24 protein-coding genes and 2 pseudogenes are annotated in these 25,599 nt (G+C 67.2%); 13 read left to right on the top strand and 13 right to left on the bottom strand.

The window, feature by feature from the left end; genetic code table 11:
* Nucleotides 1-2: 2 nt before the first annotated feature.
* Nucleotides 3-1,406: a DNA repair protein RadA gene (radA, locus tag MKAN_RS11695; protein ID WP_036394472.1), complete on the bottom strand. Its 1,404-nt coding sequence runs from the start codon at nt 1,404-1,406 to the stop codon at nt 3-5.
* Nucleotides 1,407-1,464: 58 nt separating this feature from the next.
* A complete protein-coding gene (locus MKAN_RS11690) occupies nt 1,465-2,022 on the bottom strand; it encodes a copper chaperone PCu(A)C domain-containing protein (protein WP_023368494.1) in 558 nt (185 codons plus the stop codon).
* 402 nt (nt 2,023-2,424) lie between these two features.
* On the opposite strand from MKAN_RS11690, the gene carD reads away from it, so the two are divergent.
* From carD to MKAN_RS31955, 6 genes are all read left to right on the top strand, one after another.
* Nucleotides 2,425-2,913 carry an RNA polymerase-binding transcription factor CarD gene (carD, locus tag MKAN_RS11685; protein WP_007166539.1) on the top strand — a complete coding sequence of 163 codons (489 nt, stop codon included), beginning with the start codon at nt 2,425-2,427 and terminating at the stop codon, nt 2,911-2,913.
* A gap of 17 nt (nt 2,914-2,930) precedes the next feature.
* Entirely contained in the window at nt 2,931-3,611 is a 681-nt protein-coding gene (ispD, locus tag MKAN_RS11680) for a 2-C-methyl-D-erythritol 4-phosphate cytidylyltransferase (protein WP_023368493.1), read from the top strand.
* The gene (gene ispF, locus MKAN_RS11675; protein WP_023368492.1) at nt 3,608-4,105 is read left to right on the top strand and encodes a 2-C-methyl-D-erythritol 2,4-cyclodiphosphate synthase; all 498 of its coding nucleotides are present in this window, start codon (nt 3,608-3,610) and stop codon (nt 4,103-4,105) included. The genes ispD and ispF overlap by 4 nt, the downstream gene beginning before the upstream one ends.
* 43 nt (nt 4,106-4,148) lie before the next feature.
* Nucleotides 4,149-5,555 (top strand): cysteine--tRNA ligase, encoded by a 1,407-nt coding sequence (gene cysS / locus MKAN_RS11670; protein WP_023368491.1) that lies wholly within the window; start codon nt 4,149-4,151, stop codon nt 5,553-5,555.
* On the top strand, nt 5,556-6,488 hold the full coding sequence (gene rlmB / locus MKAN_RS11665; RefSeq protein WP_023368490.1) for a 23S rRNA (guanosine(2251)-2'-O)-methyltransferase RlmB: 933 nt from the start codon (nt 5,556-5,558) through the stop codon (nt 6,486-6,488). It abuts the gene before it with no gap.
* A gap of 322 nt (nt 6,489-6,810) precedes the next feature.
* A complete protein-coding gene (locus MKAN_RS31955) occupies nt 6,811-6,966 on the top strand; it encodes a LuxR C-terminal-related transcriptional regulator (protein ID WP_225722888.1) in 156 nt (51 codons plus the stop codon).
* Between the two features lie 148 nt (nt 6,967-7,114).
* Here MKAN_RS31955 and MKAN_RS11660 read toward each other — a convergent pair whose 3' ends face one another.
* The 7 genes and pseudogenes from MKAN_RS11660 to MKAN_RS11630 form a co-directional block, all read right to left on the bottom strand.
* Nucleotides 7,115-8,602 (bottom strand): PE family protein, encoded by a 1,488-nt coding sequence (locus tag MKAN_RS11660; protein ID WP_023368488.1) that lies wholly within the window; start codon nt 8,600-8,602, stop codon nt 7,115-7,117.
* Nucleotides 8,603-8,897: 295 nt separating this feature from the next.
* The gene (locus MKAN_RS11655; protein WP_023368487.1) at nt 8,898-9,332 is read right to left on the bottom strand and encodes a VOC family protein; all 435 of its coding nucleotides are present in this window, start codon (nt 9,330-9,332) and stop codon (nt 8,898-8,900) included.
* Between the two features lie 10 nt (nt 9,333-9,342).
* Nucleotides 9,343-9,802, bottom strand: a pseudogene (locus MKAN_RS11650) (helix-turn-helix domain-containing protein).
* Between the two features lie 39 nt (nt 9,803-9,841).
* On the bottom strand, nt 9,842-11,083 hold the full coding sequence (locus MKAN_RS11645) for an SLC13 family permease (protein ID WP_023368485.1): 1,242 nt from the start codon (nt 11,081-11,083) through the stop codon (nt 9,842-9,844).
* A 13-nt stretch (nt 11,084-11,096) separates the two neighbouring features.
* Entirely contained in the window at nt 11,097-12,017 is a 921-nt protein-coding gene (locus MKAN_RS11640; RefSeq protein WP_023368484.1) for an MBL fold metallo-hydrolase, read from the bottom strand.
* Nucleotides 12,017-12,775 carry a LamB/YcsF family protein gene (locus tag MKAN_RS11635; protein WP_023368483.1) on the bottom strand — a complete coding sequence of 253 codons (759 nt, stop codon included), beginning with the start codon at nt 12,773-12,775 and terminating at the stop codon, nt 12,017-12,019. Before MKAN_RS11635 ends, MKAN_RS11640 begins: the two co-directional genes overlap by 1 nt.
* Before the next feature lie 44 nt (nt 12,776-12,819).
* Nucleotides 12,820-13,518, bottom strand: a complete 699-nt coding sequence (locus MKAN_RS11630; protein ID WP_371686088.1) for a sensor domain-containing protein — start codon at nt 13,516-13,518, stop codon at nt 12,820-12,822.
* A gap of 185 nt (nt 13,519-13,703) precedes the next feature.
* Here MKAN_RS11630 and MKAN_RS11625 point away from each other — a divergent pair, with 185 nt between their 5' ends.
* A complete protein-coding gene (locus MKAN_RS11625; RefSeq protein WP_023368481.1) occupies nt 13,704-14,783 on the top strand; it encodes an Rv3575c family transcriptional regulator in 1,080 nt (359 codons plus the stop codon).
* 2 nt (nt 14,784-14,785) lie between these two features.
* Here MKAN_RS11625 and kstR read toward each other — a convergent pair whose 3' ends face one another.
* A complete protein-coding gene (gene kstR / locus MKAN_RS11620) occupies nt 14,786-15,385 on the bottom strand; it encodes a cholesterol catabolism transcriptional regulator KstR (protein ID WP_160937500.1) in 600 nt (199 codons plus the stop codon).
* Between the two features lie 281 nt (nt 15,386-15,666).
* On the opposite strand from kstR, the gene MKAN_RS11615 reads away from it, so the two are divergent.
* The 4 genes from MKAN_RS11615 to MKAN_RS11600 all read left to right on the top strand — a co-directional run bounded on the left by MKAN_RS11615 (nt 15,667) and on the right by MKAN_RS11600 (nt 21,129).
* Nucleotides 15,667-17,808: an acyl-CoA dehydrogenase family protein gene (locus MKAN_RS11615; protein ID WP_023368479.1), complete on the top strand. Its 2,142-nt coding sequence runs from the start codon at nt 15,667-15,669 to the stop codon at nt 17,806-17,808.
* 128 nt (nt 17,809-17,936) lie between these two features.
* Entirely contained in the window at nt 17,937-18,602 is a 666-nt protein-coding gene (locus MKAN_RS11610; RefSeq protein WP_023368478.1) for a fasciclin domain-containing protein, read from the top strand.
* A gap of 91 nt (nt 18,603-18,693) precedes the next feature.
* The gene (locus tag MKAN_RS11605) at nt 18,694-20,448 is read left to right on the top strand and encodes a cytochrome c biogenesis protein DipZ (protein WP_023368477.1); all 1,755 of its coding nucleotides are present in this window, start codon (nt 18,694-18,696) and stop codon (nt 20,446-20,448) included.
* A 105-nt stretch (nt 20,449-20,553) separates the two neighbouring features.
* Complete coding sequence (locus MKAN_RS11600; protein WP_036394478.1) at nt 20,554-21,129, top strand: fasciclin domain-containing protein; 576 nt, start codon at nt 20,554-20,556, stop codon at nt 21,127-21,129.
* Nucleotides 21,130-21,376: 247 nt separating this feature from the next.
* Here the strand turns inward: MKAN_RS11600 and MKAN_RS11595 are convergent.
* The 3 genes and pseudogenes from MKAN_RS11595 to MKAN_RS11585 form a co-directional block, all read right to left on the bottom strand.
* A pseudogene (locus MKAN_RS11595) lies at nt 21,377-21,649 on the bottom strand (flavin monoamine oxidase family protein).
* A 218-nt stretch (nt 21,650-21,867) separates the two neighbouring features.
* Complete coding sequence (locus MKAN_RS11590) at nt 21,868-22,737, bottom strand: phytanoyl-CoA dioxygenase family protein (RefSeq protein WP_023368474.1); 870 nt, start codon at nt 22,735-22,737, stop codon at nt 21,868-21,870.
* Entirely contained in the window at nt 22,706-23,341 is a 636-nt protein-coding gene (locus MKAN_RS11585) for a TetR/AcrR family transcriptional regulator (protein ID WP_042313598.1), read from the bottom strand. Before MKAN_RS11585 ends, MKAN_RS11590 begins: the two co-directional genes overlap by 32 nt.
* A gap of 153 nt (nt 23,342-23,494) precedes the next feature.
* Here MKAN_RS11585 and MKAN_RS11580 point away from each other — a divergent pair, with 153 nt between their 5' ends.
* Both MKAN_RS11580 and MKAN_RS11575 read left to right on the top strand, forming a co-directional pair.
* Entirely contained in the window at nt 23,495-24,991 is a 1,497-nt protein-coding gene (locus MKAN_RS11580; RefSeq protein ID WP_023368472.1) for an NADP-dependent isocitrate dehydrogenase, read from the top strand.
* The gene (locus tag MKAN_RS11575; RefSeq protein ID WP_023368471.1) at nt 24,988-25,275 is read left to right on the top strand and encodes a hypothetical protein; all 288 of its coding nucleotides are present in this window, start codon (nt 24,988-24,990) and stop codon (nt 25,273-25,275) included. The genes MKAN_RS11580 and MKAN_RS11575 overlap by 4 nt, the downstream gene beginning before the upstream one ends.
* Nucleotides 25,276-25,599 lie beyond the last annotated feature (324 nt).

Raw genomic sequence — 25,599 nt, 5'->3', positions numbered from 1 at the left:
GGTTAGTGGTGAGTGTCCAGATGACACACCTTTGCGGGGGCGCTGCTGCGATGATCGGCAATGTCGATCATGTGCTCGAGAGCGGCGGCGATAGTGGGCGCGCGGAGCGCCCGCAGACCCGCCGGCACCTCCTCGCGGCCGGGCGGGATCAATGCGATGTTGAATCCCAGGCGTTCTGCCTCGGCCAGCCGTCGGTCCATGCCGCTGACCGGCCGCAGGTCGCCGGCCAGTCCGACCTCGCCGATCATCACTGCGGTGGTGGGCAGCGGCAGGTTCGCGTACGCCGATGCCAGCGCGATCGCAACCGCCAGATCGGCCGACGGATCGGTCAATCGCATCCCCCCCACCGTGGACAGATAGATGTCGTTGACAGCGATGGTCAGCCGGGCGTGCTTTTCCAGCACAGCGGTGATCATTGCCGCCCGGGCGTGGTCGATCCCGCTGACGGCCCGTCGCGGCGAACCGCTGACCGGAGTGGCCAGCAACGCCTGGACCTCCCCGATGAGGGGGCGCTTTCCGTCGAGTGTCACGGTGATGGCAGTGCCGGGCACGGGAGCGGAACGTTGATCGAGAAACAGGTTCGACGGGTCGGCGATACCTTCAATCCCTTTGTCGTGCAACAGGAAACAGCCCACCTCGTCGGCGGCGCCGAAGCGGTTTTTGACGCCCCGGACCATCCGTAACCCGCCGTTGCGGTCGCCTTCGAAATGCAGCACCACGTCGACGAGATGCTCCAGGGACCGCGGTCCGGCTATCGACCCTTCCTTGGTGACGTGACCGACCAGGATCAGCCCGAACCCGTGGGCCTTCGCGGCCGCGGTCAGGGCGGCGGTCACGGCGCGCACCTGGGTCACGCCGCCCGCGACGCCGTCGGCCTCGCTGGTGGACATCGTCTGCACCGAGTCGACGATGACCAGCGCCGCCTGCACGGTCTCGATGTGGTCCAATACCGCGTGCACGTCGGACTCGGCGGCCAGATATACCTGCTCGCCTTTGCAGCCGATCCGGTCGGCGCGCAGCCGGATCTGCCCGGCGGACTCTTCACCGGAGATGTACAGGGCGCGCTGCCCCGACTGCGCCCAGCGATGGGCGACCTCGAGCAGCAACGTCGATTTGCCCACACCGGGTTCACCGGCCAGCAGCGTCACCGACCCCGGCACCACGCCGCCGCCCAGCACCCGGTCGAGCTCGTCGATGCCGGTCGGGCGGTGCCGGCTCAGGTTGGGCCGGACCGAACTGATCGGGACGGCGTGCGATGCCGGCACGCGGCCTCTACCGCCGACTCCGCTGAGTACGGATACCTGTTCGACGGTGCCCCAGCTGCCGCATTCCAGGCACCGCCCCACCCACTTTGCGGTGCGGTGGCGACAATCCGAGCAGCGGAATTGCGAACGCGCATTAGTCACGCGGTGACCGTATCGACCGGGTACGACAACCCCGTCGTTGCAGACTGCGCGGTGGTCGTTAGTGCCGGGCTGGAGCGGTTGCCTGCTCGTGCGGCTGGGCCAGCGGCGCCGCTATCGGCACCATGACCGTGCCCTGGCCGGCCTTCTCGAAGTTGAAGGTGAAGCTGTAGGTCAAACCGTTCGTGATGGGTTTGGTCAAGACGACGCTCGCGCGGGCCGCCTGATTCGATCCCAGCGGGCCCGGCGCGACGAGCTGGCCATCCGGCGTACCGACAAACAGCATCCCGCCCGCCGGCAGCCGTGCGTCACCGGTCATCGTCACGGTGCCGATGTCGCTGCCGATGCTCACCAAACGATCCGCCACATCCGGGGATTGGTTGACGGCTACCAGCACCAAGTCCACTTTCCTACCGGGCTCCAGAAAGTCACCGTGGCGCTGCAGGGCTTGAATCCTGATGTCTCGCAGCGCCACATTGTTGATGGTGATCCGGTTGCCGTTGACGGCGGGCTCCTGGTTCGCGGTCTGCGAGATCTGGCCGGTTCCGCAAGCGCTCACCAGTGCGGCAATCAGTGCGACCAGGCCCACCAGGGTGAGGCGGATCTTGAAGCGGTTCACTCAATGCCTCCTGCTGGGTTCGGAGCTTGGCAGGTCGCATGACGGCCTGCTGACTGCGATTCGACTATGCACAGTAGTAGGTTGCTGCCGCCGACGGTAGCGCATGGGCGCTCGATCGGCGGGCGGGTGGCCGCGACGGTCAATTTGGCGGGGGCGCTTCGCCGCTGCGTCTGCATTCGCCGGCTCCCGTCCGCCCCCGCGTGGCCTGCCGATCTGGCGGCCGTCCGATGGTTGTGCGGGCGTTGCTGGCCATCTCGCCCCCGGGTTCCGGTCTCTGGGATGCACGTCTTGCATCGCCTGTCAACCCCCAATCTCCAGCTGCGGTGCCCCTGACCTGCACCGTTGATCCGCACGTGTCAGGGAGGCGTGTTAGCATGGAGTGACGAAAGGGGCTCAAATCAGATGATCTTCAAGGTCGGTGACACCGTCGTCTATCCACACCACGGTGCTGCGTTAGTAGAGGCGATCGAAACCCGAACCATCAAAGGGGAACAAAAAGAGTATCTCGTCTTGAAAGTGGCGCAGGGCGACCTGACTGTTCGTGTGCCGGCTGACAATGCTGAGTACGTTGGGGTCCGCGACGTCGTCGGCCAAGAAGGCCTTGACAAGGTTTTCCAGGTGTTGCGTGCCCCGCACACCGAAGAGCCCACCAACTGGTCACGCCGTTACAAGGCCAACCTCGAAAAGCTGGCTTCCGGCGACGTGAACAAGGTCGCCGAGGTGGTGCGTGACCTGTGGCGCCGCGACCAGGAGCGGGGTTTGTCCGCGGGCGAGAAGCGGATGCTGGCCAAGGCTCGGCAGATTCTGGTCGGGGAACTGGCGCTGGCTGAGAGCACTGACGACGCCAAAGCGGAGACCATCCTCGACGAGGTTCTGGCCGCCGCGTCCTGAACACCCCGAGACTCTAGGTGACTGGAGGCAACGGCCCCGTAGTCGCCATTGTTCCGGCCGCGGGTTCCGGTGAGCGCCTGGCTGTCGGAGTACCCAAGGCGTTTTATCAACTCGACGGGCAGACCCTGGTCGAGCGCGCCGTCGAGGGCCTGCTGGAATCCAAGGTCGTCGACAATGTCGTCGTAGCGGTCCCGTCGGACCGCACCGACGAAGCAAAGCTGATCCTCGGGCATAAGGCCATGATCGTTGCCGGTGGCGCCAACCGTACCGAGACCGTGCGCCTGGCGCTCTCCGCGCTGGTGACTTCGGAGCCGTCGTTTGTGCTGGTGCATGACGCAGCGCGGGCGTTGACGCCACCTTCTTTGGTCGCGCGAGTGGTCAACGCATTGCGGGCCGGCCACGTCGCCGTGGTGCCCGCGCTACCACTTACCGACACCATCAAGGCCGTCGACGCAAACGGGATGGTCTTGGGCACCCCGGAACGGGCGGGCCTCCGGGCGGTGCAGACCCCGCAGGGGTTCGCCGGCGATCTGCTGCGCCGCGCCTACCAGCACGCGGACACCGCCGACTTCACCGACGACGCATCACTGGTCGAGCACATCGGCGGCCAGGTTCAGGTGGTCGAGGGCGACCCGTTGGCGTTCAAGATCACCAACCGTCTGGATCTGTTGTTGGCCCAGGCGGTAGTGCGCGGGTGAACGGGCTGCCGCGGGTGGGTTTGGGTGTCGACGTGCACCCGATCGAGCCCGGACGCCCATGTTGGCTGGTGGGCCTGCTGTTCCCGAGCGCCGACGGCTGCGCCGGCCACTCCGACGGTGACGTCGCGGCGCATGCGTTGTGTGACGCCGTGCTGTCGGCTGCCGGGCTGGGCGACATCGGCGACGTGTTCGGAGTCGACGATCCGCGCTGGGCGGGTGTCAGCGGGGCCGCCATGCTGCGTCATGTCGTCGAGCTGATCACGCGGCACGGCTTTCGGGTTGGTAATGCGGCCGTGCAGGTGGTCGCCAACCGGCCCAAGATCGGTTGGCGCCGTCTCGAGGCGCAGGCGGTCATGTCGCGTCTGCTCAATGCGCCGGTGTCGGTGTCAGCCACCACCACCGACGGGCTCGGCCTGACCGGGCGGGGCGAGGGCCGGGCCGCCATCGCGACGGCATTGGTGATTTCGCTGCGCGACCCGTTCCCAGCCCAGTAGGGCCGGACGGCCGTTGCGATTGTAGGCAGTAAGCTGGCACGTCGTGACCGATCGCGCCCGCTTGCGGCTCCATGACACGGCGGCCGGCGCCGTGCGCGATTTTGTTCCGCTGCGCGACGGACACGTTTCGATCTACCTGTGCGGCGCCACCGTGCAAGGCCTGCCGCATATCGGGCACGTCCGCAGCGGGGTGGCATTCGACATCTTGCGGCGCTGGCTGATCGCACGCGGCTTCGACGTCGCGTTTATCCGCAACGTGACCGATATCGACGACAAGATCTTGAACAAGGCCGCCGCCGCCGGCCGACCGTGGTGGGAGTGGGCGGCAACCTACGAACGGGCGTTCACCGCCGCCTACGACGCCCTGGATGTGATGCCGCCCTCCGCTGAACCGCGAGCCACCGGGCACATCACCCAGATGATCGAATTGATGGAACGTCTGATCGAAACCGGCCATGCCTATACGGGCGACGGGGACGTTTACTTCGACGTGCTCAGCTACCCGAATTACGGCCAGCTGTCCGGGCACAAGATCGACGACGTCCACCAGGGCGAAGGGGTGGCCGCGGGCAAACGCGACCAGCGCGACTTCACTCTGTGGAAGGGTGAAAAACCCGGAGAGCCGTCCTGGCCGACGCCCTGGGGCCGCGGCCGTCCCGGCTGGCACCTGGAATGCTCGGCAATGGCCCGTACCTACTTGGGGTCTGAGTTCGATATCCATTGCGGTGGAATGGATTTGATCTTCCCGCATCACGAGAACGAGATCGCGCAGAGCCGCGCCGCCGGCGACGGGTTCGCCCGCTACTGGCTGCACAACGGCTGGGTGACGATGGGCGGGGAAAAAATGAGCAAGTCGTTGGGCAATGTGCTGGCCATACCGGCGATGTTGCAGCGGGTCCGGCCGCCCGAGCTGCGTTACTACCTGGGCAGCGCGCACTACCGGTCAATGCTCGAGTTTTCCGACACCGCCCTCCAGGACGCCGTCAATGCCTATGTCGGAGTGGAGGATTTCCTGCACCGGGTGCGCAGCCGGGTGGGTGCCGTCCTGCCCGGCGAATGGACGCCGCGATTCGCCGAAGCGCTCGACGACGATCTGTCGGTTCCGATCGCGCTGGCCGAAATTCACCACGCCCGTGCGGAAGGCAACCGGGCACTCGACGCCGGCGACCATGAAGGCGCATTGCGAAGTGCCGGTTCGATCCGCACGATGATGGGCATCCTGGGCTGCGACCCGCTCGATGAACGCTGGGAATCGCGTGACGAGACGACGGCTGCCCTGGCAGCTGTCGACGTGCTGGTACATGCCGAGCTGGAAAACCGCGAGAAGGCGCGTGAGCAGCGTAACTGGGCGCTGGCCGACCAGATTCGGGATCGCCTCAAGAACGCCGGCATCGAGGTCACCGATACCGCAGACGGGCCACAGTGGACGCTGGGCGGTGACGGCAAGTAGATGGCCGGAAACTCGCAGCGCCGGGGAGCGGTACGCAAGTCCGGCACCAAGAAGGGCGCTCCTGTCGGGTCGGGCGGGCAGCGCCGTCGGGGTCTGGAGGGCCGCGGTCCGACCCCGCCGGCCCATATGCGGCCCAACCATCCCGCCGCTAAGCGGGCCAAGGCGGCGCCGCGCCGTCCGGTACGGAGTCGGATCGACGAAGCCGAGACGGTGCTTGGTCGTAACCCCGTGCTGGAATGCCTGCGCGCCGGTGTTCCGGCTACCGCCCTCTACGTCGCGCTCGGCGCCGAAGCCGACGAGCGGGTAACCGAATCCGTTGCCCGGGCGGCTGATTCGGGGATCTCGATCCTTGAGGTACCGCGCGCCGACCTGGACCGGATGACGGCCAACCACCTGCATCAGGGCATCGCGTTGCAGGTGCCGCCGTATCACTACGCTCACCCTGACGATCTGCTGGCGGCCGCCATGGACACGCCGCCAGCGCTATTGGTGGCGCTGGACAACATCTCCGACCCGCGCAACCTCGGCGCGATCGTGCGTTCGGTGGCGGCCTTCGGTGGCCATGGTGTGCTGATCCCGCAGCGCAGATCGGCGTCGGTGACGGCGGTCGCATGGCGTACCAGCGCGGGCGCGGCCGCCCGTATTCCGGTGGCTCGGGCGACCAATCTCACCAGGACACTCAAGGATTGGGCCGACCGCGGGCTGCGGGTGATTGGGCTCGATGCCGCCGGTGAAACCGCGGTCGACGACCTCGACGGTAGTGACCCGCTGGTGGTGGTCGTCGGCTCCGAGGGCAAAGGGCTGTCGCGGCTGGTGCGGCAGAACTGTGACGAGGTGGTGTCCATCCCGATGGCCGGGCGTGCCGAGTCGCTGAACGCCTCGGTGGCCGCCGGCGTGGTGCTCGCCGAAATCGCCCGCCAGCGCCGGACTTAACACGGCGAGCAGACATAGAATCGCCCAAATCCCATGGAATACTGCGATTTTGCGTCTGCTCGCCAATAGGCGCCGGCGTTCTACTTTGCGCTGGCCGAGGCGTCGCGGCTGCCGAGGCCGTTGCGTTGCATGCGGAGGCTCTGCTGGCCGGCGCCGGGGAAGGCCTACCGGCGGCCTCGGCAACGTATCGGGGGATCGGCGATCGGGCCGCGGCCGCCGACACGGCCGCGCAGGCCTCGGTCGCGTTCACCGAGGCCAGCACCATCGACGCGGGCTGTACGCCGCGGCGTTGGCGAGGGAATTGGCCGATGAATGTGGTGGTTTGTGCACGCCCGTGCTGCGGACCCCGGCGGGCCTCAAGCTGTCGCGCCGGCAGCGCGACGTTATCGAAGTCGTCGCCGGCCTGTCGAATCGTCAGATCGCCGAGACGCTGGTGATGTCGGTGCGCACCGTAGAGGGCCACGTCTACCGGGCCTAACAGCGGGTGGGGGCCAAGTCAGGCGAGGAACGGCACGTGGTGCGACGCAACAGCACAGATACGCCCTAGGGATTCGGGGCGTTGCGTTCCCTTGCTCGCGGGCGCCGAGATGACCGGCCTCGCAACGGGATACGGCCGCCGCGCGCGGTCAGGTCAAGCCATTGAGTCCGTTCTGGCCCAGCAGCCGTCCGCCCGCGCCGCCGGCGCCACCCGCACCCGGAGTTTTGGCGAACCCGCCGTTACCGCCGTTACCGCCGTTACCGATGAGATTGGCACTGCCGCCATTACCGCCCTGGCCGCCGACCGTCGGCGCAATCGACACCGCATTTCCGCCGGCGCCGCCGTTACCGCCGCTGCCGATGAACAACGCCATTCCACCGAACCCGCCATTACCGCCGGAGGTGTTGCCGTCTCCACCGGCGCCACCGGGGCCACCGGAGCCGATGAGTCCGCCGAACCCGCCGGACCCGCCGGGCCCACCGATATCGCCGAAACCGCCTGCGCCGCCGGCTCCGCCGGAACTGAAGAGACCGCCACTGCCGCCGCTACCGCCGAACCCGCCGAGTTGACTCGGACCGGCCCCGCCGGTGCCGCCGGTACCACCGGGGCTGAAGATGCCGCCGACGCCGCCGCTGCCGCCGCTGCCTCCATCGGCGGTCACGCTGGTTCCGCCGTTCCCGCCGGTCCCGGCGGAGCCGAACAGCCCGCCGCTGCCGCCGGTCCCGCCATTGCCGCCGTTGCCGTTGGTGCTGAATCCGCCGGCGCCGCCGGGGCCGGCCGTGCCGAACAGACCAGCGGCGCCGCCTTGGCCGCCGGTACCTCCGCGGCTGCTGCCCTCGCCGCCCGCGCCGCCGGCGCCGCCGCCGCCGAACAGGCCGCCGGCACCGCCCTGCCCGCCCGTTCCACCATGGTCGTTGACACCGATTCCGCCGGTGCCGCCCGCGCCGGCGGCGCCGAACAGCAAGCCGCCGCGGCCGCCCATTCCGCCGGCGCCCCCGTCGGTGATTCCCTGCCCGCCCGTGCCGCCGGCGCCGCCGCCACCGAACAGACCGGCGTTACCGCCCTGACCGCCGGTTCCGCCTACACCCGAATCGGAAGCAGCGCCCGCCCCGCCCGCTCCGCCGTAGCCGAACAGCAACCCGCCGGCTCCGCCTCTGCCGCCGGGTTGGCTGGTGCCGCTCTTGCCGGACCCGCCGGCGCCGCCGTTGCCGAGCAAGATGCCCCCGGGCGCGCCGTTTTGGCCGGTCTCCGGTGCGCCATTGGCGCCGTTGCCGATCAGCGGGCGTCCCAGGACGGCCTGGGTGGGAGCGTTGATCACGCCCAGGATGTCCTGTCCCAGGGTCTGCAGGGCGGCGTTTGCGTTTTCTGCGGCGGCGTATGAAGCCGCGCCGGCGCTCAGTGCCTGGACAAACTGATCATGAAATACCGCCGCCTGAGCAGTCAGCGCCTGAAACGCCCGGGCATGCCCGGAAAACAGTGCCGCAACCGCGGCCGACACCTCGTCGGCGGCCGCGGCGGATATCCCGGTGGTGGGGACCACCGCCGCCGCATTGGCCGTCGCAAGCGCCGAGCCGATTCTGGCCACATCGTCGGCCGCCGCTGCGACCATCTCCGGAATCGTGATCAGAAACGACATCCGACACCTCGTCAATAGCTATCGCCGGGAGCTACTACGAGACAGACCCCGCAGCACGCCTCACCGTATCGCGTGGGCGGCGCCCGTTCGGAGTAATCCGATCAGCCCGTGGCGATCCCACAGCGGGCGGGTCGTCTCGCCCGGGACAGCGGATGTTGTCGAACATCGTGCTGTTCGCCAACCCGCCGGGCACCCGAGATCTGTTGGGCCGCAATGGTCGCCGACCAGCGCCATGCGCGGACGATTGTCGAGATGCACCCGCTGCGGCTCCATCAGCTGAACGCGGGGCAGTCGGCTAGCTGGCCCAGGCCGACATGTCCGTCAACTGGGTCAGTCGGATGCTGTTGCCCGACGGATCGCGAAAGCCGGAGTCGATGCCGTACGGCCGCTGTTCGGGCGGCTCGGTGAACTCGACGCCACGAGCCGTTAGCTCCTCGTAACTGGCCTGGCAGTCGTCGGTGGTGAGAAATACGGTGCCGGCGAAGCCTTTTGCCGTGAGATCGAGGACTTGTAGGCGGGTGGCCTCATCCAGCATCGGCGGGCCGGGAACGTCCATCAAGACGATTGACACGTCTTCTTGACCGGGCGGTCCGACGGTCAGCCAGCGGAAGCCGCCGAGTTCCGGCAGCGACACATCTTGGCGCACTTCCATGCCGACCTTCTCGGTCCAGAATTTCAGTGCTTCGTCCTGGTCGTGTACCCAAAGCTGGGCGCTTGCGATTTTCAACATGTAGAAGACGCTAGGTGGTCACCGCGCCCGGCGTCTTCTCCCCGTGTGCTGTCTTGGGGCACGACCCGGGTGTCGGCCGGCGGCCGAGTATGTGCCCGCAAGATGCAGTGCGGCACTCGGGCGTGCAGCGCCGCCGGTGGCAGGCTGGCGCGGTAGGCGGCCGGCGGCTTGCCGTACACCCGGGCGAAGCTGCTGGTGAAGGAGCCGACGCTCTGCAGACCGACCATGACGCAGACCTCCGCGATGGACCTGTCGGTGTAGCGCAGCAGCGCCGCGGCCCGCTCCAGCCGCCGGGTCTGCAGGTACGCGCGGGGAGATTCCCCGAATGTCCGGGTGAACATGCGGCTGAAGTGAGCGCGTGACAGCCCGGCCGCCGCGGCCATGTCATCGACGGTGATCTGTTCGGCGTAGCGTGCGTCGACGAAATCCTTGGCGCGCAGTAGGTATCTGGCCGGACGAGGCTGCGGCATGCCGTCCAGTATGGCGTGTCGGCGGAATCGGCACAGAAATCAGACGCCGAGCAGTTGCACGCTCGCCCACAGCGCAAGCACCGCCGCCAGCAGCGCGGTGGGTACCGTGCAGAGCCCCAGACGGGTGTATTCGCCGACGCCGGCCTCGACGTGGTGACTGCGTAGCACCCGTCGCCACAGCAGGTTGGACAGTGAGCCGACGTAGGTCAGGTTGGGGCCGATGTTGACCCCGATCAGCACTGCCAGCACCGCGGCCGGCCCGCTGGCCGAGACCAGCGGCAGCAATACCAGGGTCGCCGGAAGGTTGTTGACCATGTTGGCAAGCGCGGCGGCCACCGCCGCGATACCGAGCAGCGCCGGCAGCCCGGAACCCGACGGCAGCACCGTACTCATGGCGGTACTCACTCCGTTGAGCATCACCGCCTGCACGACGACGCCCAGCGCCAGCACGAAGACCAGGAACGCCACGTTGGCCGAGCGCACGATCTCCGTCACCGACGTGTGCCTGCGGCCGAGGCTGCGCAGCGCCAGTAGCGACGCGCCGGCCAATGCGGCCCACGTCGGCGCCACCCCCGCCGCCTCGGCGATCACGAACCCTGCCAGAGTCAGCGCCACGACCACCAACACGAATACCGGCGGCCGCGGCGGCGGCCCGAGTTGCTCGGGGTCCGGCGCAACGCGCAGGTCCCGGGCGAAGAACCACCGGAACACCGCGTAGACCGCCGTCACCGCGGCCAGCCACGGCAGCCCCATCACCAGCGTGAATTTGATGAACGAGATCCTGGCGACGTGGTAGGCGAGCAGATTGGTCAGGTTCGACACCGGAAGCAGCAGCGACGCGGCATTGGCCAGGTGCGCGGTGGCGTAGGCGTAGGGGCGCACCGGCGGTCGCAGCCGCCGCACGACGGCCAGCACCACCGGTGTCAGCAACACCACGGTGGCATCCAGGCTGAGCACCGCGGTGATGACTGCGGCAATGACGAACACGTGCCGCAGCAGACCGCCCGACCCGGTGCTGGCGCGCGCCATCGCCGCACCGGCGGCCTCGAACAGGCCCTCGTCGTCGCACAGCTTGGCCAGTACCAGTACGGCGCCCAGGAATGCGGCCACCCGTGCCAGCCCGGCAACCTGGGCGGCCGCCTGCTGTGGTGAAATCGCGCCGATCCCGATCAGGATGACGGCCGCGGGAACTGCTGCCAGCGCCTCGGGCCAACCGCGTGGACGGGCGACCGCGAAACCCAGGACGACAGCAAGCAGCAACAGCGCAAAGACGAGAGTCAACGCGCAAAGCTCTTCACTGCCAAGGGTCCTCGCGCTGCCACACCGTCGGCAGCTGTAGCGAGATGCCGTCCACGGTGGCCAGCTCGTCCAGGATGCGCATCGACACGTCCAGGTCGTCAGCCGCATACGGTATGGCGCGCAACGGTTTTGACAGAGGACGGAAGAAGTCGTCCCAGTGGACCAGGATCACCCGGCGGGCGCCGACGGCGCGCACCACCTCGGTCCAGTAGTCGACCAGATAGGGCCGCGGTTGCAGGCCCAGCTGGCCGACACCGAGGTAGACAACATCGGCCCGGTACCCGTCCAGTGCGCCCCTGACGAAACCGGCGCTGCCCTGGATCAACAGCCGCCGACCAGACGGGCGGTGGTGCACCAGGGTCGACCACGCTTCACCGCAGCGATAGGCCGACGCCCGCACCGGCGGCACCACGGGTGCGCCGATCACCCCGGGAAATCGGTCCGGCGGGCAATGGTGCGACTCGACCAGCGTGACGTCGTAGGCGCCCAGCTCGATCGGCTGCCCGGGGATCGCCACCACCAGCCGGTCCTCGGCGAGCCCGTAGCCGCGCCCGACGTTGGCCGCCGACTCGCCCCCGACCAGCTGCGCGCCGGTGCGGTCGGCTACGAGTGCGGAATCCATCGCGTGGTCGATGTGGGTGTGCACCGGGATGACGGCCGCAAGCCGCGACACCTTGGCGCGGGCCAGGCAGCCGTCCACCCGCGCCGGCGACGGCGCCACCTTGGCCGCGGCCACCTGCGCCAGCCCGGGCCGGGAGAAGTAGCCGTCGGTCAGCAACGCCGACGAGCCGTCGTCGAGCAGCAGCGTGCTCACACCCATCCAGAGCACCGACAACGGCGAATCCGGCTGGGCCGCAGGGACGCTGAACCGGCTGGAATAGCTGGTCAGGTCGGGACGACCGAGTTTCAGCCGCATCAGCAGAACGCCTTGATCTCGGCGCCCGCTGCCGCCAACCGGTCTCGCACCGCGGTCGCAATCTGCACCGCGCCCGGCGAATCTCCGTGCACACAAAGCGATTCCACGGTGATGGGCAGGGGTGTGCCGTCGACCGCGGTGACTGCGCCGGTGGCCACCATGGCGACCGCGCGCTCGGCGATCGCCGTGGGGTCGGCCAGCACCGCGCCGGGTTCGCGGCGGGAAAGCAGCTGCCCGCCAGGCGTATACGCGCGATCGGCGAACGCCTCGGCAACAGTGCGCAGGCCGAGGCGGCCGGCCTCTTCGAAAAACACCGAACCCGTCATACCCAGTACCGGCAGCGCCGGGTCGACCATCCGCACCGCAGCCGCCACGGCGGCCGCCTGCTCGCGGTGGGTGACGATCGTGTTGTACAGGGCGCCATGGGGTTTGACGTAGGACACCGTTGAGCCGCCGGCTTGGGCGATGGCCTGCAGCGCGCCGATCTGATACACGACTTCGGCAAGCAGGTCCTCGGGGTCGACGTCGATAAAACGCCTGCCGAACCCGGACAGGTCGTGGTAGCCGACCTGGGCTCCGATCCGCACGCCGCGCTCGGCGGCCGACCGGCAGACCCGCAGCAGTCCGGCCGGGTCTCCGGCGTGGAAGCCGCACGCCACGTTGGCGCTGGTGACGATCTCGAGCATGGCGTCGTCGTCACCCAGCTGCCAGGCGCCGAATCCTTCACCGAGGTCGGCGTTGAGGTCGATGGAAGCCACCCACCCAGCTTATTGCGGGATGGCGGCGACCGAGCGGGGCCCGGTCAGTGCCGAGCCGCCTTCGCCGCGATCTGCTCGGCGATGTGGACTGCCGCCGAATCCTTTTGACTGTAGGCGCACGTCGCCACGTCGACGGAGACGTTGTTGCGGATGGTCAGAGCACGCTGGCAGGCCCAGCCGTCGCCGCCTTCCTGCAGTTGCGAGGCGCTGAGCGTGTCGTTTTCGGTGACGACGTCAGTGACCGTCCACACGGTGGTGGGCTCACCCGGAGCGACATCGTCGAACCGGCGATTCGAGCAGCTTTTCCAGCTCTGCACCGACGTGTTGTAAAACGCGGCGGCATCGTGAGCGGTGGGGAAAGCGACGACCGCCTGAATGGCGTAGTGCTGGCGATTCTTCGAATCGTCGACGCTGTCGTCGAGCCGCTGGCCGCGCACCGCGGTCCAGCCGCTGCCGGCGTACACGGTGTCCTGCGCCGGACCGTCCACCGCGAGGCAATTCTTGTCGGTGACGTTCTGGCTCCAATCCCACATCGCCTTGGCCCGGTACCACACCTTCATCGACGTCGCACCCAGCTCGGTGTTGACCTGGCTCACGTCGAGCAGCAGCTCGTCAAGCGCGTTCACCGATATCGGGGTCTGAATCGGTCCCGACGTGTCGGCCGCCACGGCGTTGCCGTCGACGATGCTGGTGCAACCGGCGACGAATATGCACGCACCGGCCAGCGCGGCGAGCGCGACCATCTGTTGGCGCACTGTTTCTCCCCCTCGGGAACCTTGCGACGCCTGAACCCGGCTGCGCCGGCGCCGCGCCGACCGCCTCCGGACCAGGTGCGACCAGCATAAAGGCCGGGACGTCGAGGCCGCGCGAGCCCTCGGCGAAACGGCCGCGTGGCCGCGCCGACGGAGCCGCTGTAGCCTCACCGGACGTGGGCCCCTCACCTCGCCGGCGGGCGACTCTGGCGTCGCTTGCTGCTGAGCTCCAGGTGTCGCGCACCACCATTTCGAATGCGTTCAACCGGCCGGATCAGCTTTCCACCGAACTGCGGGAGCGGGTGCTGGCCACGGCTAAACGGATGGGTTACGCCGGACCCGACCCGGTGGCGCGATCGCTGCGGACCCGCAAAGCCGGAGCCGTCGGCTTGGTGATGGCGGAGCCGTTGACCTACTTCTTCAGCGACCCGGCGGCGCGCGATTTCGTGGCCGGGGTCGCGCAATCGTGCGAGGAACCGGGGCAGGGCCTGCTGCTGGTCGCCGTCGGCGCCAGCCGCAGCCTGGAGGACGGCACGACCGCCGTGCTCAACGCCGGGGTGGACGGCTTCGTCGTGTATTCGGTGTGTGACGACGATCCCTACCTGCAGGTGGTTCTGCAGCGGCGGTTGCCGGTTGTGGTGGTCGACCAGCCGAAGGATCTGGCGGGAGTGTCCCGGGTCGGCATCGACGACCGGGCGGCGATGCGCAAGGTCGCCGACTATGTGCTCGGGCTGGGGCATCGCGACATCGGGCTGCTGACCATGCGGCTGGGCCATGACCGGCGCCAGGGCCTGGTCGACGCGGAGCGGCTGCAGTCGCCGGCTTTCGACGTGCAGCGCGAGCGCATCATGGGCGTATGGGATGCGATGACGGCCGCCGGCGCCGACCCGGATTCGCTGACCGTGGTGGAAAGCTACGAACACCTGCCGACCTCGGGCGGTGCCGCCGCCAAGGTGGCGCTGACCGCCAACCCGCGGATCACCGCGCTGATGTGCACCGCCGACATCTTGGCGCTGTCGGCCATGGATTACCTTCGCGGACACGGCATTTACGTGCCGGGGCAGATGACCGTCACCGGATTCGACGGCGTGCCGGAAGCGATCAGCCGCGGGCTCACCACGGTGTCGCAGCCGAGCCTGCAGAAGGGTCGACGGGCCGGTGAACTGCTGCATCAGCCACCGCGGTCCGGTCTGCCCGTCGTCGAACTGCTCGCCACCGAGCTGATCCGGGGCCGTACCTGCGGGCCCCCCGCTTAGGCTTAGGCGCTCTCCTGGCCACCGAGCAATAACCGCACGGCGAGGTCCAGCCGCTTGCTGACGTCGGTGGCCGACGCGCGGCGGGTCAGCCACGCAAGCAGATTCGACAACCACACATCCGAGATCACCCGGGCGATGTGGTACTGATCCTCGGTCGGTTCACCGTCGGCCATGGCGCGGGCGAACATGGAATCGATGAGCTTCTCCACGTGGTCGACCTCGCTGGCCGCCGAAGCGTCGGCGAAGACGTAGGCACGCGTCATTGCCTCGGTCAGCAACGGATTGCGCTGCATCGCGCGATTGAGCTTGCCGACCATGAAGCTCAGCCGCTGATATGAAGTGCCGCCGGCCAGCGCCGAGCGGTCGGTCTTGGCGTCGATGCGGCTGAATTCGCGGCCCAGCGCGGACACCAGCAGATGCACCTTCGACGGGAAGTAGCGGTACAACGTGCCGACTGCGACATCGGCGCGATCGGCGACCGCGCGCATCTGCACCGCCTCGTAACCGCCCTTCGACGCGATGGCCATGGTGGCATCCAGGATGCGCTTGCGACGCTCTCGCTGTGCCTCCGAACCCAACTCGGACTCAGCCAATACCGCCACGTTCATGACCTCGCGTGGTTGCGTGTCAGAAACGCGGCCCGGACTGGTGTTCGCTGCAGACATGTAACGCGCAACTCCTCTCCCGGGCGGTTCGTCGCCAAACGATACGCATGCTGTGCGTGAATTTCCCACCTCCCGGTCGCGGGGACAACGTCGTGTACTGGCCTAATAGGTGTCGACTTGACGGTTGATCATTTTCACTATTAGAACACGTTCTAGTGGCTTTGAATGTTCCTCGGACGTTTCCGGCCGAGTGATTTTCACGACGGGAAGGGCTGAAGGTGGTAGCGACCGTCACCGACGAACAATTCGCGGCTCGCGAGTTGGTGCGCGACTGGGCTCGCACTTCGGCTTCCGGAGAGGCTGCGACGGCGGCGAGCCGCGCCATGGAAGCCACCGAGCACGGCGACCCCGACGCGTGGCGACCGGTGTTCGCGGGCCTGGCCGAATTGGGGCTGTTCGGCGTTGCCGTCCCAGAGGATCGCGGCGGCGCCGGCGGCAGCATCGAGGACCTGTGCGCCATGGTCGAGGAGGCGGCCAAGGCTTTGGTGCCGGGACCGGTGGCGACCACCGCGCTGGCCGGCCTCATGGTGTCGGATCCCGAATTGCTGGCGGGGCTGGTCACCGGCGAACGCGTCGCCGGGCTCGCGCTGGAAGCCGATGTGCACTTCGACGCCCAGACCCGACGAGTATCGGGCACGGCTCCGTGGGTACTGGGCGCCGTCGCCGGCGCGGTGGTGCTGATGCCGGCCGAGGGCAGGTGGCTACTGGTCGATACCGCCGGCGACGGTGTCCAGCTGGAGCCGTTGCGGGCGGCCGACTTCTCGCGGCCGCTGGCGAAAGTGGTGTTGACGTCGGCACCGGCCACCGTGATCGCAGACTCCCGGGAGCGCGTCGAGAACCTGGCCGCCACCCTGCTGGCCGCCGAGGCCGCGGGAGTGACCCGATGGGCACTGGACACCGCGGTGGCCTACGCCAAGGTTCGCGAGCAGTTCGGCAAGCCGATCGGCAGCTTCCAGGCCGTCAAGCACCTGTGTGCCGAGATGCTCTGCCGAGCCGAGCAGGCCGAGGTGGCCGCCGCCGACGCGGCCCGGGCCGCTGGGGAAGCTGGGGACCCCGACAACCGCCAGTTCGCCATCGCGGCCGCGGTGGCCGCCGGCGTCGGTATCGCCGCCGCCAAAGCCAACGTCAAAGGCTGCATCCAGGTGCTCGGCGGCATCGGCTGCACCTGGGAGCACCATGCGCACCTGTACCTGCGCCGGGCCCACGCCAACGGCCGTTTCCTCGGTGGTGCCGAGCGCTGGCTGCGCCGCATTGCCGCGCTGACCCGCGACGGCGTTCGCCGCCGGCTGACCGTCGACCTGGCCGGGGTGGAAGAGCTGCGCCCCGAGATCGCCGCCGCGGTCGCCGAAGTCGCGGCGTTGCCGGAGGAGAAGCGACAGGCGGCCCTGGCCGATGCCGGGCTGTTGGCGCCACACTGGCCGCCGCCGTATGGACGCGGCGCATCCGCGGCCGAGCAGTTGCTGATCGATCAGGAGATGGCGGCAGCCGGCGTGGTGCGGCCCGACCTGGTGATCGGCTGGTGGGCGGCGCCGACCATTCTCGAGCATGGCACGCCCGAACAAATCGAGCGCTTCGTGCCGGCCACCCTGCGCGGCGAATTCCTTTGGTGCCAGCTGTTTTCCGAACCTGGCGCCGGTTCCGACCTGGCGTCGCTGCGCACCAGGGCGATGCGCACCGAAGGCGGTTGGCTGCTGACCGGGCAGAAGGTGTGGACGTCCAAGGCGCACCTGGCCAGGTGGGGGGTGTGCCTGGCGCGGACCGACCCGGACGCTCCAAAGCACAAGGGCATCACCTACTTTCTGGTGGACATGACGTCGCCCGGGATCGAGATCCGGCCGCTGCGGGAGATCACTGGCGACGCCCTGTTCAACGAGGTCTTTCTGGACAACGTGTTGGTGCCCGACGAGATGGTGGTCGGCGCGGTCAACGACGGCTGGCGGCTGGCACGCACCACGCTGGCCAACGAGCGGGTGGCGATGGCCAGCGGTACCGCGCTCGGCAACCCCATGGAGAAGCTGCTCGAGGTGCTGGCCAAGACGGAGCCCGACGTCGCGCAGCAGGATCGGCTGGCGAGGTTGATCGTCATTGCTCAATGTGGTGCGCTGCTGGATCAGCGCATCGCCCAGCTGGCCGTCGGCGGTCAGGATCCGGGCGCACAATCCAGCGTGCGCAAACTCATCGGGGTCCGCTACCGCCAGGCGCTGGCCGAATTCATGATGGACCTCTCCGAGGGTGGCGGCCTGGTGGAAAACCAAGCGGTCTACGACTTTCTCAACACCCGCTGCCTCAGCATCGCCGGCGGTACCGAGCAGATTCTGCTCACGCTGGCCGCCGAGCGGCTGCTTGGCCTGCCGCGTTAAATACCCGTCGCCGCCGCTTCGCGGATCTCGCACCCATCGCACCCGTCCGGGGCGGCCGTGTCTCCGAATGGCTTATGTCCGACAGGAGCGGCACACGGCCGTCTGGTGACGAAGGAGTCGAAACGCACATGATGAACGCTTGGGCCCGAACGGTCGCGGCAACTAGCCTCGCGGCGATCGCAATCGGAGGTTTCGCGGCTTGTTCGAGCAACAAGTCGGCCAGTGGGCCATCGATGAGCAGCAGCGCGCCGACCAGCATGGCGGCGCCCGCGTCGACCACGGGGATGGCCGATCCGGCGGCTGACCTTATCGGTACCGGCTGCCCGGAGTATGCCAAGCAGAATCCCAGCGGTCCCGGTTCGGTTGCCGGGATGGCGCAGGATCCGGTGGCGACGGCGGCGTCGAACAACCCGATGTTGACGACGCTGACGTCGGCGCTGTCGGGCAAACTGAATCCGAACGTGAACCTGGTCGACACCCTCAACAGCGGCCAGTACACGGTGTTCGCGCCCACCAACGCGGCCTTCGACAAGCTGCCGGCGGCCACGATCGATCAGCTCAAGACGGATTCAGCGCTGCTGAGCAGCATCCTGACCTATCACGTGGTGCAAGGTCAGGCGAGCCCGAGCAAGATCGACGGCACGCACACGACCCTGCAAGGGGCCAACGTGACCGTGACCGGTCAGGGCAACGACCTCAAGGTCAACGGTGCCGGGCTGGTATGCGGCGGCGTTCACACCGCCAACGCGACCGTGTACATGATCGACACGGTCCTGATGCCGCCGAACCAGTAATTTCGGCGACGCGGGAAAGCCCGGCCTCGGCCGGGCTTTCTTCGTGGTGTGCCTGGCCAATCCGGTCGTGGGTCGGCACCGAATACCAAACATGTTGACACTTGCGCTGGTTGGCTTTGTCGGAGGCCTCGTCACCGGTATATCACCGTGCATTCTCCCGGTGCTGCCGGTGATATTCTTCGCGGGCGCGCAGCACGGCGGCCCAGAGTTGGCAGCGCGGAACGAATCTGGCGGCGACGTCGCTGTAGCGACGAAGCCGCGACGCGGGCTTTCGGAAACGTTGCGCCCCTACCGGGTGATCGGCGGCTTGGTATTCAGCTTCAGTGTGGTCACTTTGACCGGCTCGGCATTGCTGTCGCTGCTGCATCTACCGCAGGACGCGATTCGCTGGGTCGCGTTGGTCGCATTGGTCGCGATCGGGCTGGGCCTGATGTTTCCCACGGTCGAGCAGCTGCTGGAACGGCCGTTCTCGAGGATCCCGCAACGGCAGGCCGACAACCGCCGCAGCGGGTTCGGCCTCGGTCTGGCGTTGGGCGTGCTCTACGTTCCCTGCGCGGGACCCGTGCTGGCCGCGATCGTGGTGGCCGGGGCTACGGCGCAAATCGGTGTCGGCACAGTCGTTCTCACACTGGCGTTCGCGGCCGGCGCGGCGCTGCCGTTGTTGTTCTTCGCGCTGGCCGGCCAGCGGGTGGCCGAGCGGGTGAGCGCTTTTCGACGTCGCCAGCGGGAAATCCGGGTCGTTGCGGGCATTGTGACGATCCTGCTCGCGGTGGCGCTGGTGTTCAACCTGCCTGCGGTACTGCAACGTGCCATTCCCGACTACACCAGCTCGTTGCAGGACAGGCTGGGCAGTGATCAGCAGATCCGGGAAAAGCTCAACCTCGGCGGCATCGTCAACGACCAGAACGCGCAGCTGTCGAATTGCAGCAACGGCGGTGCGGAACTCGAAAACTGTGGCAGTGCACCAGATCTCAAAGGAATCATCGGCTGGCTGAATACCCCTGGCGACCAACCGCTCGACCTGAGATCGCTGCGCGGCAAGGTGGTCCTGGTCGACTTCTGGGCCTATTCATGCATCAACTGCCAGCGGGCCATCCCGCACGTCGTGGGCTGGTACAACGCCTATAAAGACCAGGGGTTCGAGGTCATCGGGGTCCACACACCGGAGTACGCCTTCGAAAAGGTGCCGGGCAACGTCGCCAAGGGCGCCGCCGACCTCGACATCAAATACCCGGTCGCGCTGGACAACAACTACTCCACCTGGACCAACTACCGGAACCGGTACTGGCCCGCGGAGTATCTCATCGACGCCACCGGCACGGTGCGACACATCAAGTTCGGCGAAGGCGACTACGACGTGACCGAGAACCTGATCAGGCGGTTGCTCGCCACCGCGCACCCCGGGGTCAAACTCCCGGCGCCGGTGGACGCGACCGATCTTACGCCGCAGCAGCAAACCACTCCCGAGACGTACTTCGGGGTGGGCAAGGTGGTCAACTACGGCGGCGGCGGTCAGTATGACGAAGGCTCGGCGACATTCGACTATCCACCAAACCTGGCCGCGGACAGTTTCGCGCTGCGCGGGCCATGGTCGCTGGACTACCAGGGGGCGACGGCCGAAAGCGACGAGTCCAGTATCAAACTCAACTACCACGCCAAGAACGTCTACGTCGTGGTCGGCGGAACCGGAACCCTCGCAGTGACCCGGAATGGCCAGACCACCACGGTGCCGATCAGCGGGCCGCCGACGTCGCACCACATTGTCGCCGGCGACGGCGTCGAGAGCGGCACATTGGAGGTGCGCCCCGGAAAAGGGCTGCGGGTGTACTCCTTCACCTACGGCTGATTTCGATCATCGGCCATCCAAGACCGCCACAGTTCCGAATTACCAATGTCAGGCATGAACAGATGGCATACCGCCATCGACAATCCCCGAAGGAGCCGATAAGCGATGAAAAGTTCAATGGCAGCAACAGGTTTGGTAGCAGCGGCTGTTGTGGGTCTGGCGGTTGCCACCTCGCCGACTGCGGCGGCAGCCGATCTGGTGGGGCCGGGGTGTGCGGATTATGCGGCCGCCAACCCCAGTGGCCCGGCGTCGGTGGAGGGAATGTCGCAGGTTCCGGTGGCGGTGGCGGCCTCCAACAACCCGATGCTCACGACGTTGACCTCGGCGGTGTCCGGCCGGCTCAACCCGCAGGTGAACCTGGTCGACACGCTCAACAATGGGCAGTACACCGTGTTCGCGCCGACCGATGCTGCATTCGGCAAGCTGCCGGCGTCGACCATCGACCAGCTCAAGTCCGATTCAAACCTGTTGAGCCGCATCCTGACCTACCACGTGGTGCAGGGCCAGCTCAGCCCGGCGAAGGTGGTCGGCCCGCACAAGACCCTGCAGGGAGCTAACGTCACGGTCACCGGCCAGGGCAACAGCCTGAGTGTCAACAACGCGGGTGTGGTCTGCGGCGGGGTACCCACCGCGAACGCGACGGTGTACCTGATCGACACGGTGTTGATGCCACCGGCGTAGTTGCGCCGCAGCAACCCGCCCAGCATTGCTGATGGGATACCCGGCCAGGAACTCGACTATGTCGCTTCCTGGCCGGGGTCCGCCAGCTGTACGACCAACGCGACGACGGCGAGCACACCAGTTCATCGATCCTCCAATTCCCTTGAGTGGATCGGTGATCCAACGCTGACCCAGCGGCCGCAGACCCCCGGCTCGGTGCCGCCCCTTGCGGTTCACCGTGCCTGCGGTCGGTCGAGTAAGCGCACTCTCAAACCGCAGCGAGGATCTCCTCGGCGGCGCGGCGGCCGGAGGTGATCGCGCCATCCATGTAGCCACTCCACACCTCGGCCGTCTCCGCTCCGGCCCAGTGGATACGGCCGACCGGCGCAGCCAGCGCCTTGCCTTACTGAGTCAGTGCGCCGGCACTGAGACGGCCACCGTAGCTACCTCGTGTGAATTCCTCTGCAGCCCAGTCTTGTTCGACGATGTCGAACGGCTCAGCGGCTTGCGGCCCGAAATACTTCACCAGCGAATCGATCACGAGCTTGTGGCGCTGCTCGGTCGGCAGCTCCGCCGCCTCGCGGGCGTGGGCGGCGGAATCGCAACCACCACGTGGCCGGCCCTGATGTTGCCGGTCTGGCCGGCGTCGGCCCCACCCACTGGCCGCCCATCTCGACGGGTACGCCGTTGCTTAGAAACCCGTGGCCAATCAATTTCCGCGGTCAGGAGTCGAGGCCGGGGTCTCGGCTGGCGGACTAATCAGAGACTGGCGCAACCGGCGGGCTGCTCGAGCAACCGACGCGGATGCTGGCCGTCGACGGCCCCGACAAATGGGGGATGGATGCTGTAGCCAAGCATGCGTTGGATATCCGCGGAGACCACTTTGGCAATGTCGGTCGACACCGACAGCGTGAAGGCTTCGAGTGGTCGCAGCCAGGGTTGACAGTATTGTGCGGTCACTGCCAAGCGGGCGGCCTCGGTATTGTTCGCACCGCCGCCGTGCCAGAGGGTTCCCAGGAAGAAGATGCACGAGCCGGCCGGCATGATGACGGACTTGCGGATATCGGTGGGAGTCGGCCGGCGGTCATCCCAGCGATGACTGGCGGGAATCACCACGGTGGCGCCGTTGGCTGCGGTGAAATCATCGATGGCCCAGATGGTGGCCGCTCCCAGCGCGGGCCGGGGCCGGGGGATTGGGTAAAAGGCATCGTCGAAGTGCAACAGCTGGCTGGATTCGCCTGGCTGAATGTTGATGACCTGCAGCGCAGAGAGCAGGTAATTGGGCATCAAGAGCCGGTCGAGAACGGCCAGGGGTCGTGGATGATCCACCAGCCGGTCGCATACTCGGGTCTTGGACAAGACGCTATACAGCCGCTGCGTACGGTGTCCCTCAAACGAGTTGCGCCCGTGGTAGCCGAGCATCGGGGCCAGCGCGTCGCGGATTTTTCGACATTCGTTGTCGCTCAACAGGTTTTCCCAAATTACGTAGCCGTCGCGGGACAGCGCTGCCAGGTCTGCGTCAACCAGGTCGCTTTCCACCGAGGCGCCGGCGCTCGGCGTCCAGCGGTACCGTCCGGCCAGGTCGCCGGTCAAGTCGTCAAGCGTTGAAATGTCGCGCTTCGCGCTCATGTTCCCAGATCCCTTCGATGGCAAGGCCGACAGCGCCGGCCACGAACACCCACACCTGTTCGGCAACCTCGTCGGCGGGCGGGCGGGGCGATCGGCTTAGGGCGACGGTGCCCATGGCATGGACACCGGACAACGTCGCGACGGCCAGCAGATGCGGGTCCCGGTCGGCCGGCAGCTCACCGAGGCGCTGAGCGTGCATGATGTTGTGCGCGGCGACGTCGGCCAGCTCCTGCAACAAGCGCGCGTTCTCGGCGACAACCGCGCCGTCGCCCAGCGGCCCGCCCAACATCAGCGGCGCTAACGGTTCGGCGTAGAGAAACGCCAACCAGTCACGAATGCGCCGGCGCTCACGTCCCGCCCAGGTGGGTGCGTCGTAGCTGCGGAGCGTGACGGCGGCGCCGAGCCGCTGATAGAAATCCTGAACCAGCGCGATCAGCAATCCGGACCGGGTGCCGAAATACCGGTACGGCAGACCGGCACTGACTCCCGCCCTGCGCGCGACGGCGGCAACTTCCAGCTCGCCGGTTTCCGCCCACTCTGCAACCGCGGCGTCCAGCAATGCCTGCTGTGTTGCCGACGCCCTCGATGTCGTGCCCACCGGCATGTGACCCAGCATAAGTTGAGTTCAGCTCAACTACTAGGCGTGATTCTGGTGCCGGCCCGACGCAGTTGTGGACTTTCTATGAAGTGTATTACACGTTTTTAATTACAGGTTATTATTTTCATATTAGCCCACCGAGTCGGGAGCACCGCAACCATGACTACCGAATGCCGCGTATCTGACCCGTCCGAGCCGGTAAGCGAGCCGGCTACACCGAACGCGGCGCCGGTCACGGTCGCCCACGGCGACGGCATCGGACCCGAGATCATGCGGGCGACATTGGACGTACTTTTCGAAGCCGGCGCCCGGTTAGCCATCGAAGAGGTGCAGATCGGCGAGGCGGCCTACCTGCGCGGTCAGAACTCCGGCATCGAGCCGGAGGCTTGGGAATCACTGCGGCGTACCCGGGTGTTCCTGAAGGCCCCGATCACCACGCCCCAGAGCGGGGGATTCAAGTCGTTAAACGTCACCGTACGTAAGACCCTGGGACTTTATGCCAACGTCCGGCCCTGCGTGGCCTACGCCCCGTTTGTGCCGACCCGCCACCCGGGCATGGATGTGGTGGTCGTACGGGAGAACGAAGAGGATCTCTACGGCGGCATCGAGCACCGCCAGACCGACGAGGTCACCCAATGTCTCAAGCTCATCAGCCGGCCCGGCTGCGAGCGAATTTGCCGCTACGCCTTCGAATACGCCCGCCGGCATGGCCGGTCCAAGGTCACCTGCTTCACCAAGGACAACATCATGAAGCTGACCGACGGGCTGTTTCACCGGGTATTCGACGAAGTGGCCGGGGACTACCCCGACATCGCCGCCGAGCACTGGATCGTCGACATTGGCGCCGCGAAGCTGACCGACAGTCCAGAAAACTTCGACGTGGTGGTGATGCCTAACCTGTACGGCGACATCCTCTCGGATGTCGCCGCCCAGATCGCCGGTTCGGTGGGTATGGCGGGATCGGCGAACATCGGCGATGACGTCGCCATGTTCGAAGCCATTCACGGGTCGGCACCGCGTCGAGCCGGTCAGGACGTCGCAAATCCGTCAGGCCTATTGCTCGGCGCGGTGATGATGTTGGTGCACGTCGGTCAGGGCGACGTCGCCGCCACGGTTCACAACGCCTGGCTGACGGCCCTCGAGGCGGGGGCGGCGACCTATGACATCGCAGGGCCAGGGCGGGCGCCGTTGGGAACCCGTGACTTCGCCAAGGCGGTGATCGCTCATCTCGGCCACCGCCCGCAGCGGCTCGCGGCAGTTGACTACCCCATCGTCGAACGCCGGCCGCCTGCTCCTCCGCACCCGGTGGTACGGGCGAAGAAGACCCTCGACGGAGTCGATGTGTTCCTGCACGCATCGCATGCTCGCCCGGACGGTCTGGCCGCCGCGTTGGTCTCGGCCGCTGGAGACGGCTGGCTGCGGCTGCAGATGATCACCAACCGTGGTGTGAAGGTGTGGCCGGACGGATTCCCCGAGACTTTTTGCACAGATCACTGGCGGGCGCGGTTTCAGTCTCCCTTCCCCGGAGCGGCCGCACCCAGCCACATACTGCAGTTGCTGCACCACCTGTATCGCGCCGGATTCGACGTCATCAAGACCGAGGGGTTGTATCGGTTCGACGGCCAACCCGCCTATTCGCTGGGCCAGGGGCAATGACGTGTATTACCGATTTTCGCGAAGTGCTGACCGGGAGGCTTGTCCATGACGATGGCACCTCCGCCAATCGGGACGAAGCCGTCTTCGGCGATCCGCAGGCCTTTGACATTCAACGCCACCCCAACCCGCACCTCTCCTACTTCGGGTCCTACTTCGGGTCCTACTTCGGGTCCTACTTCGGGTCCTACTTCGGGATGGGTGGTTTTCGCGCCGTGCTTGAGCATATAGGCCGCGCCGCGGGACTACACTTTCCGCCGCGCGCCGGTAGTTCAATAGTGAAGTGACGCAACATAGTTCGCAACATCAATACCGGGTATGTTTCGCGGAATTAACTGTTGCTGACGACGTCTCGGCGCGCGGTGGCGGCCGTGTTTGCTGGGCATGCGCAGGCGTATCAGACGCTAAGCGCTCAGGCGTCGGCCGCCGCCACCTACGCCGCCGCCGCCACCGGAAGTTGTTCGGCGCCGGCGGCAACGCCGGCAATGGCGGAAACGCGTGGTTGTTCGGCAAGCCTCGGACGACGCCGTGATAAGTCCCCGGGCCGCGGCTGCTCATAGCGATCCGACGGCCCGCTCATCATTCACGGGCACATGACGCACGAGTCTGCA

It is taken from the genome of Mycobacterium kansasii ATCC 12478 (assembly GCF_000157895.3).
Taxonomy (GTDB): Bacteria; Actinomycetota; Actinomycetes; order Mycobacteriales; family Mycobacteriaceae; genus Mycobacterium; species Mycobacterium kansasii.
Note: the sequence above shows the minus strand (reverse complement) of the source record. Positions and strands in the feature narration are given on the sequence as shown.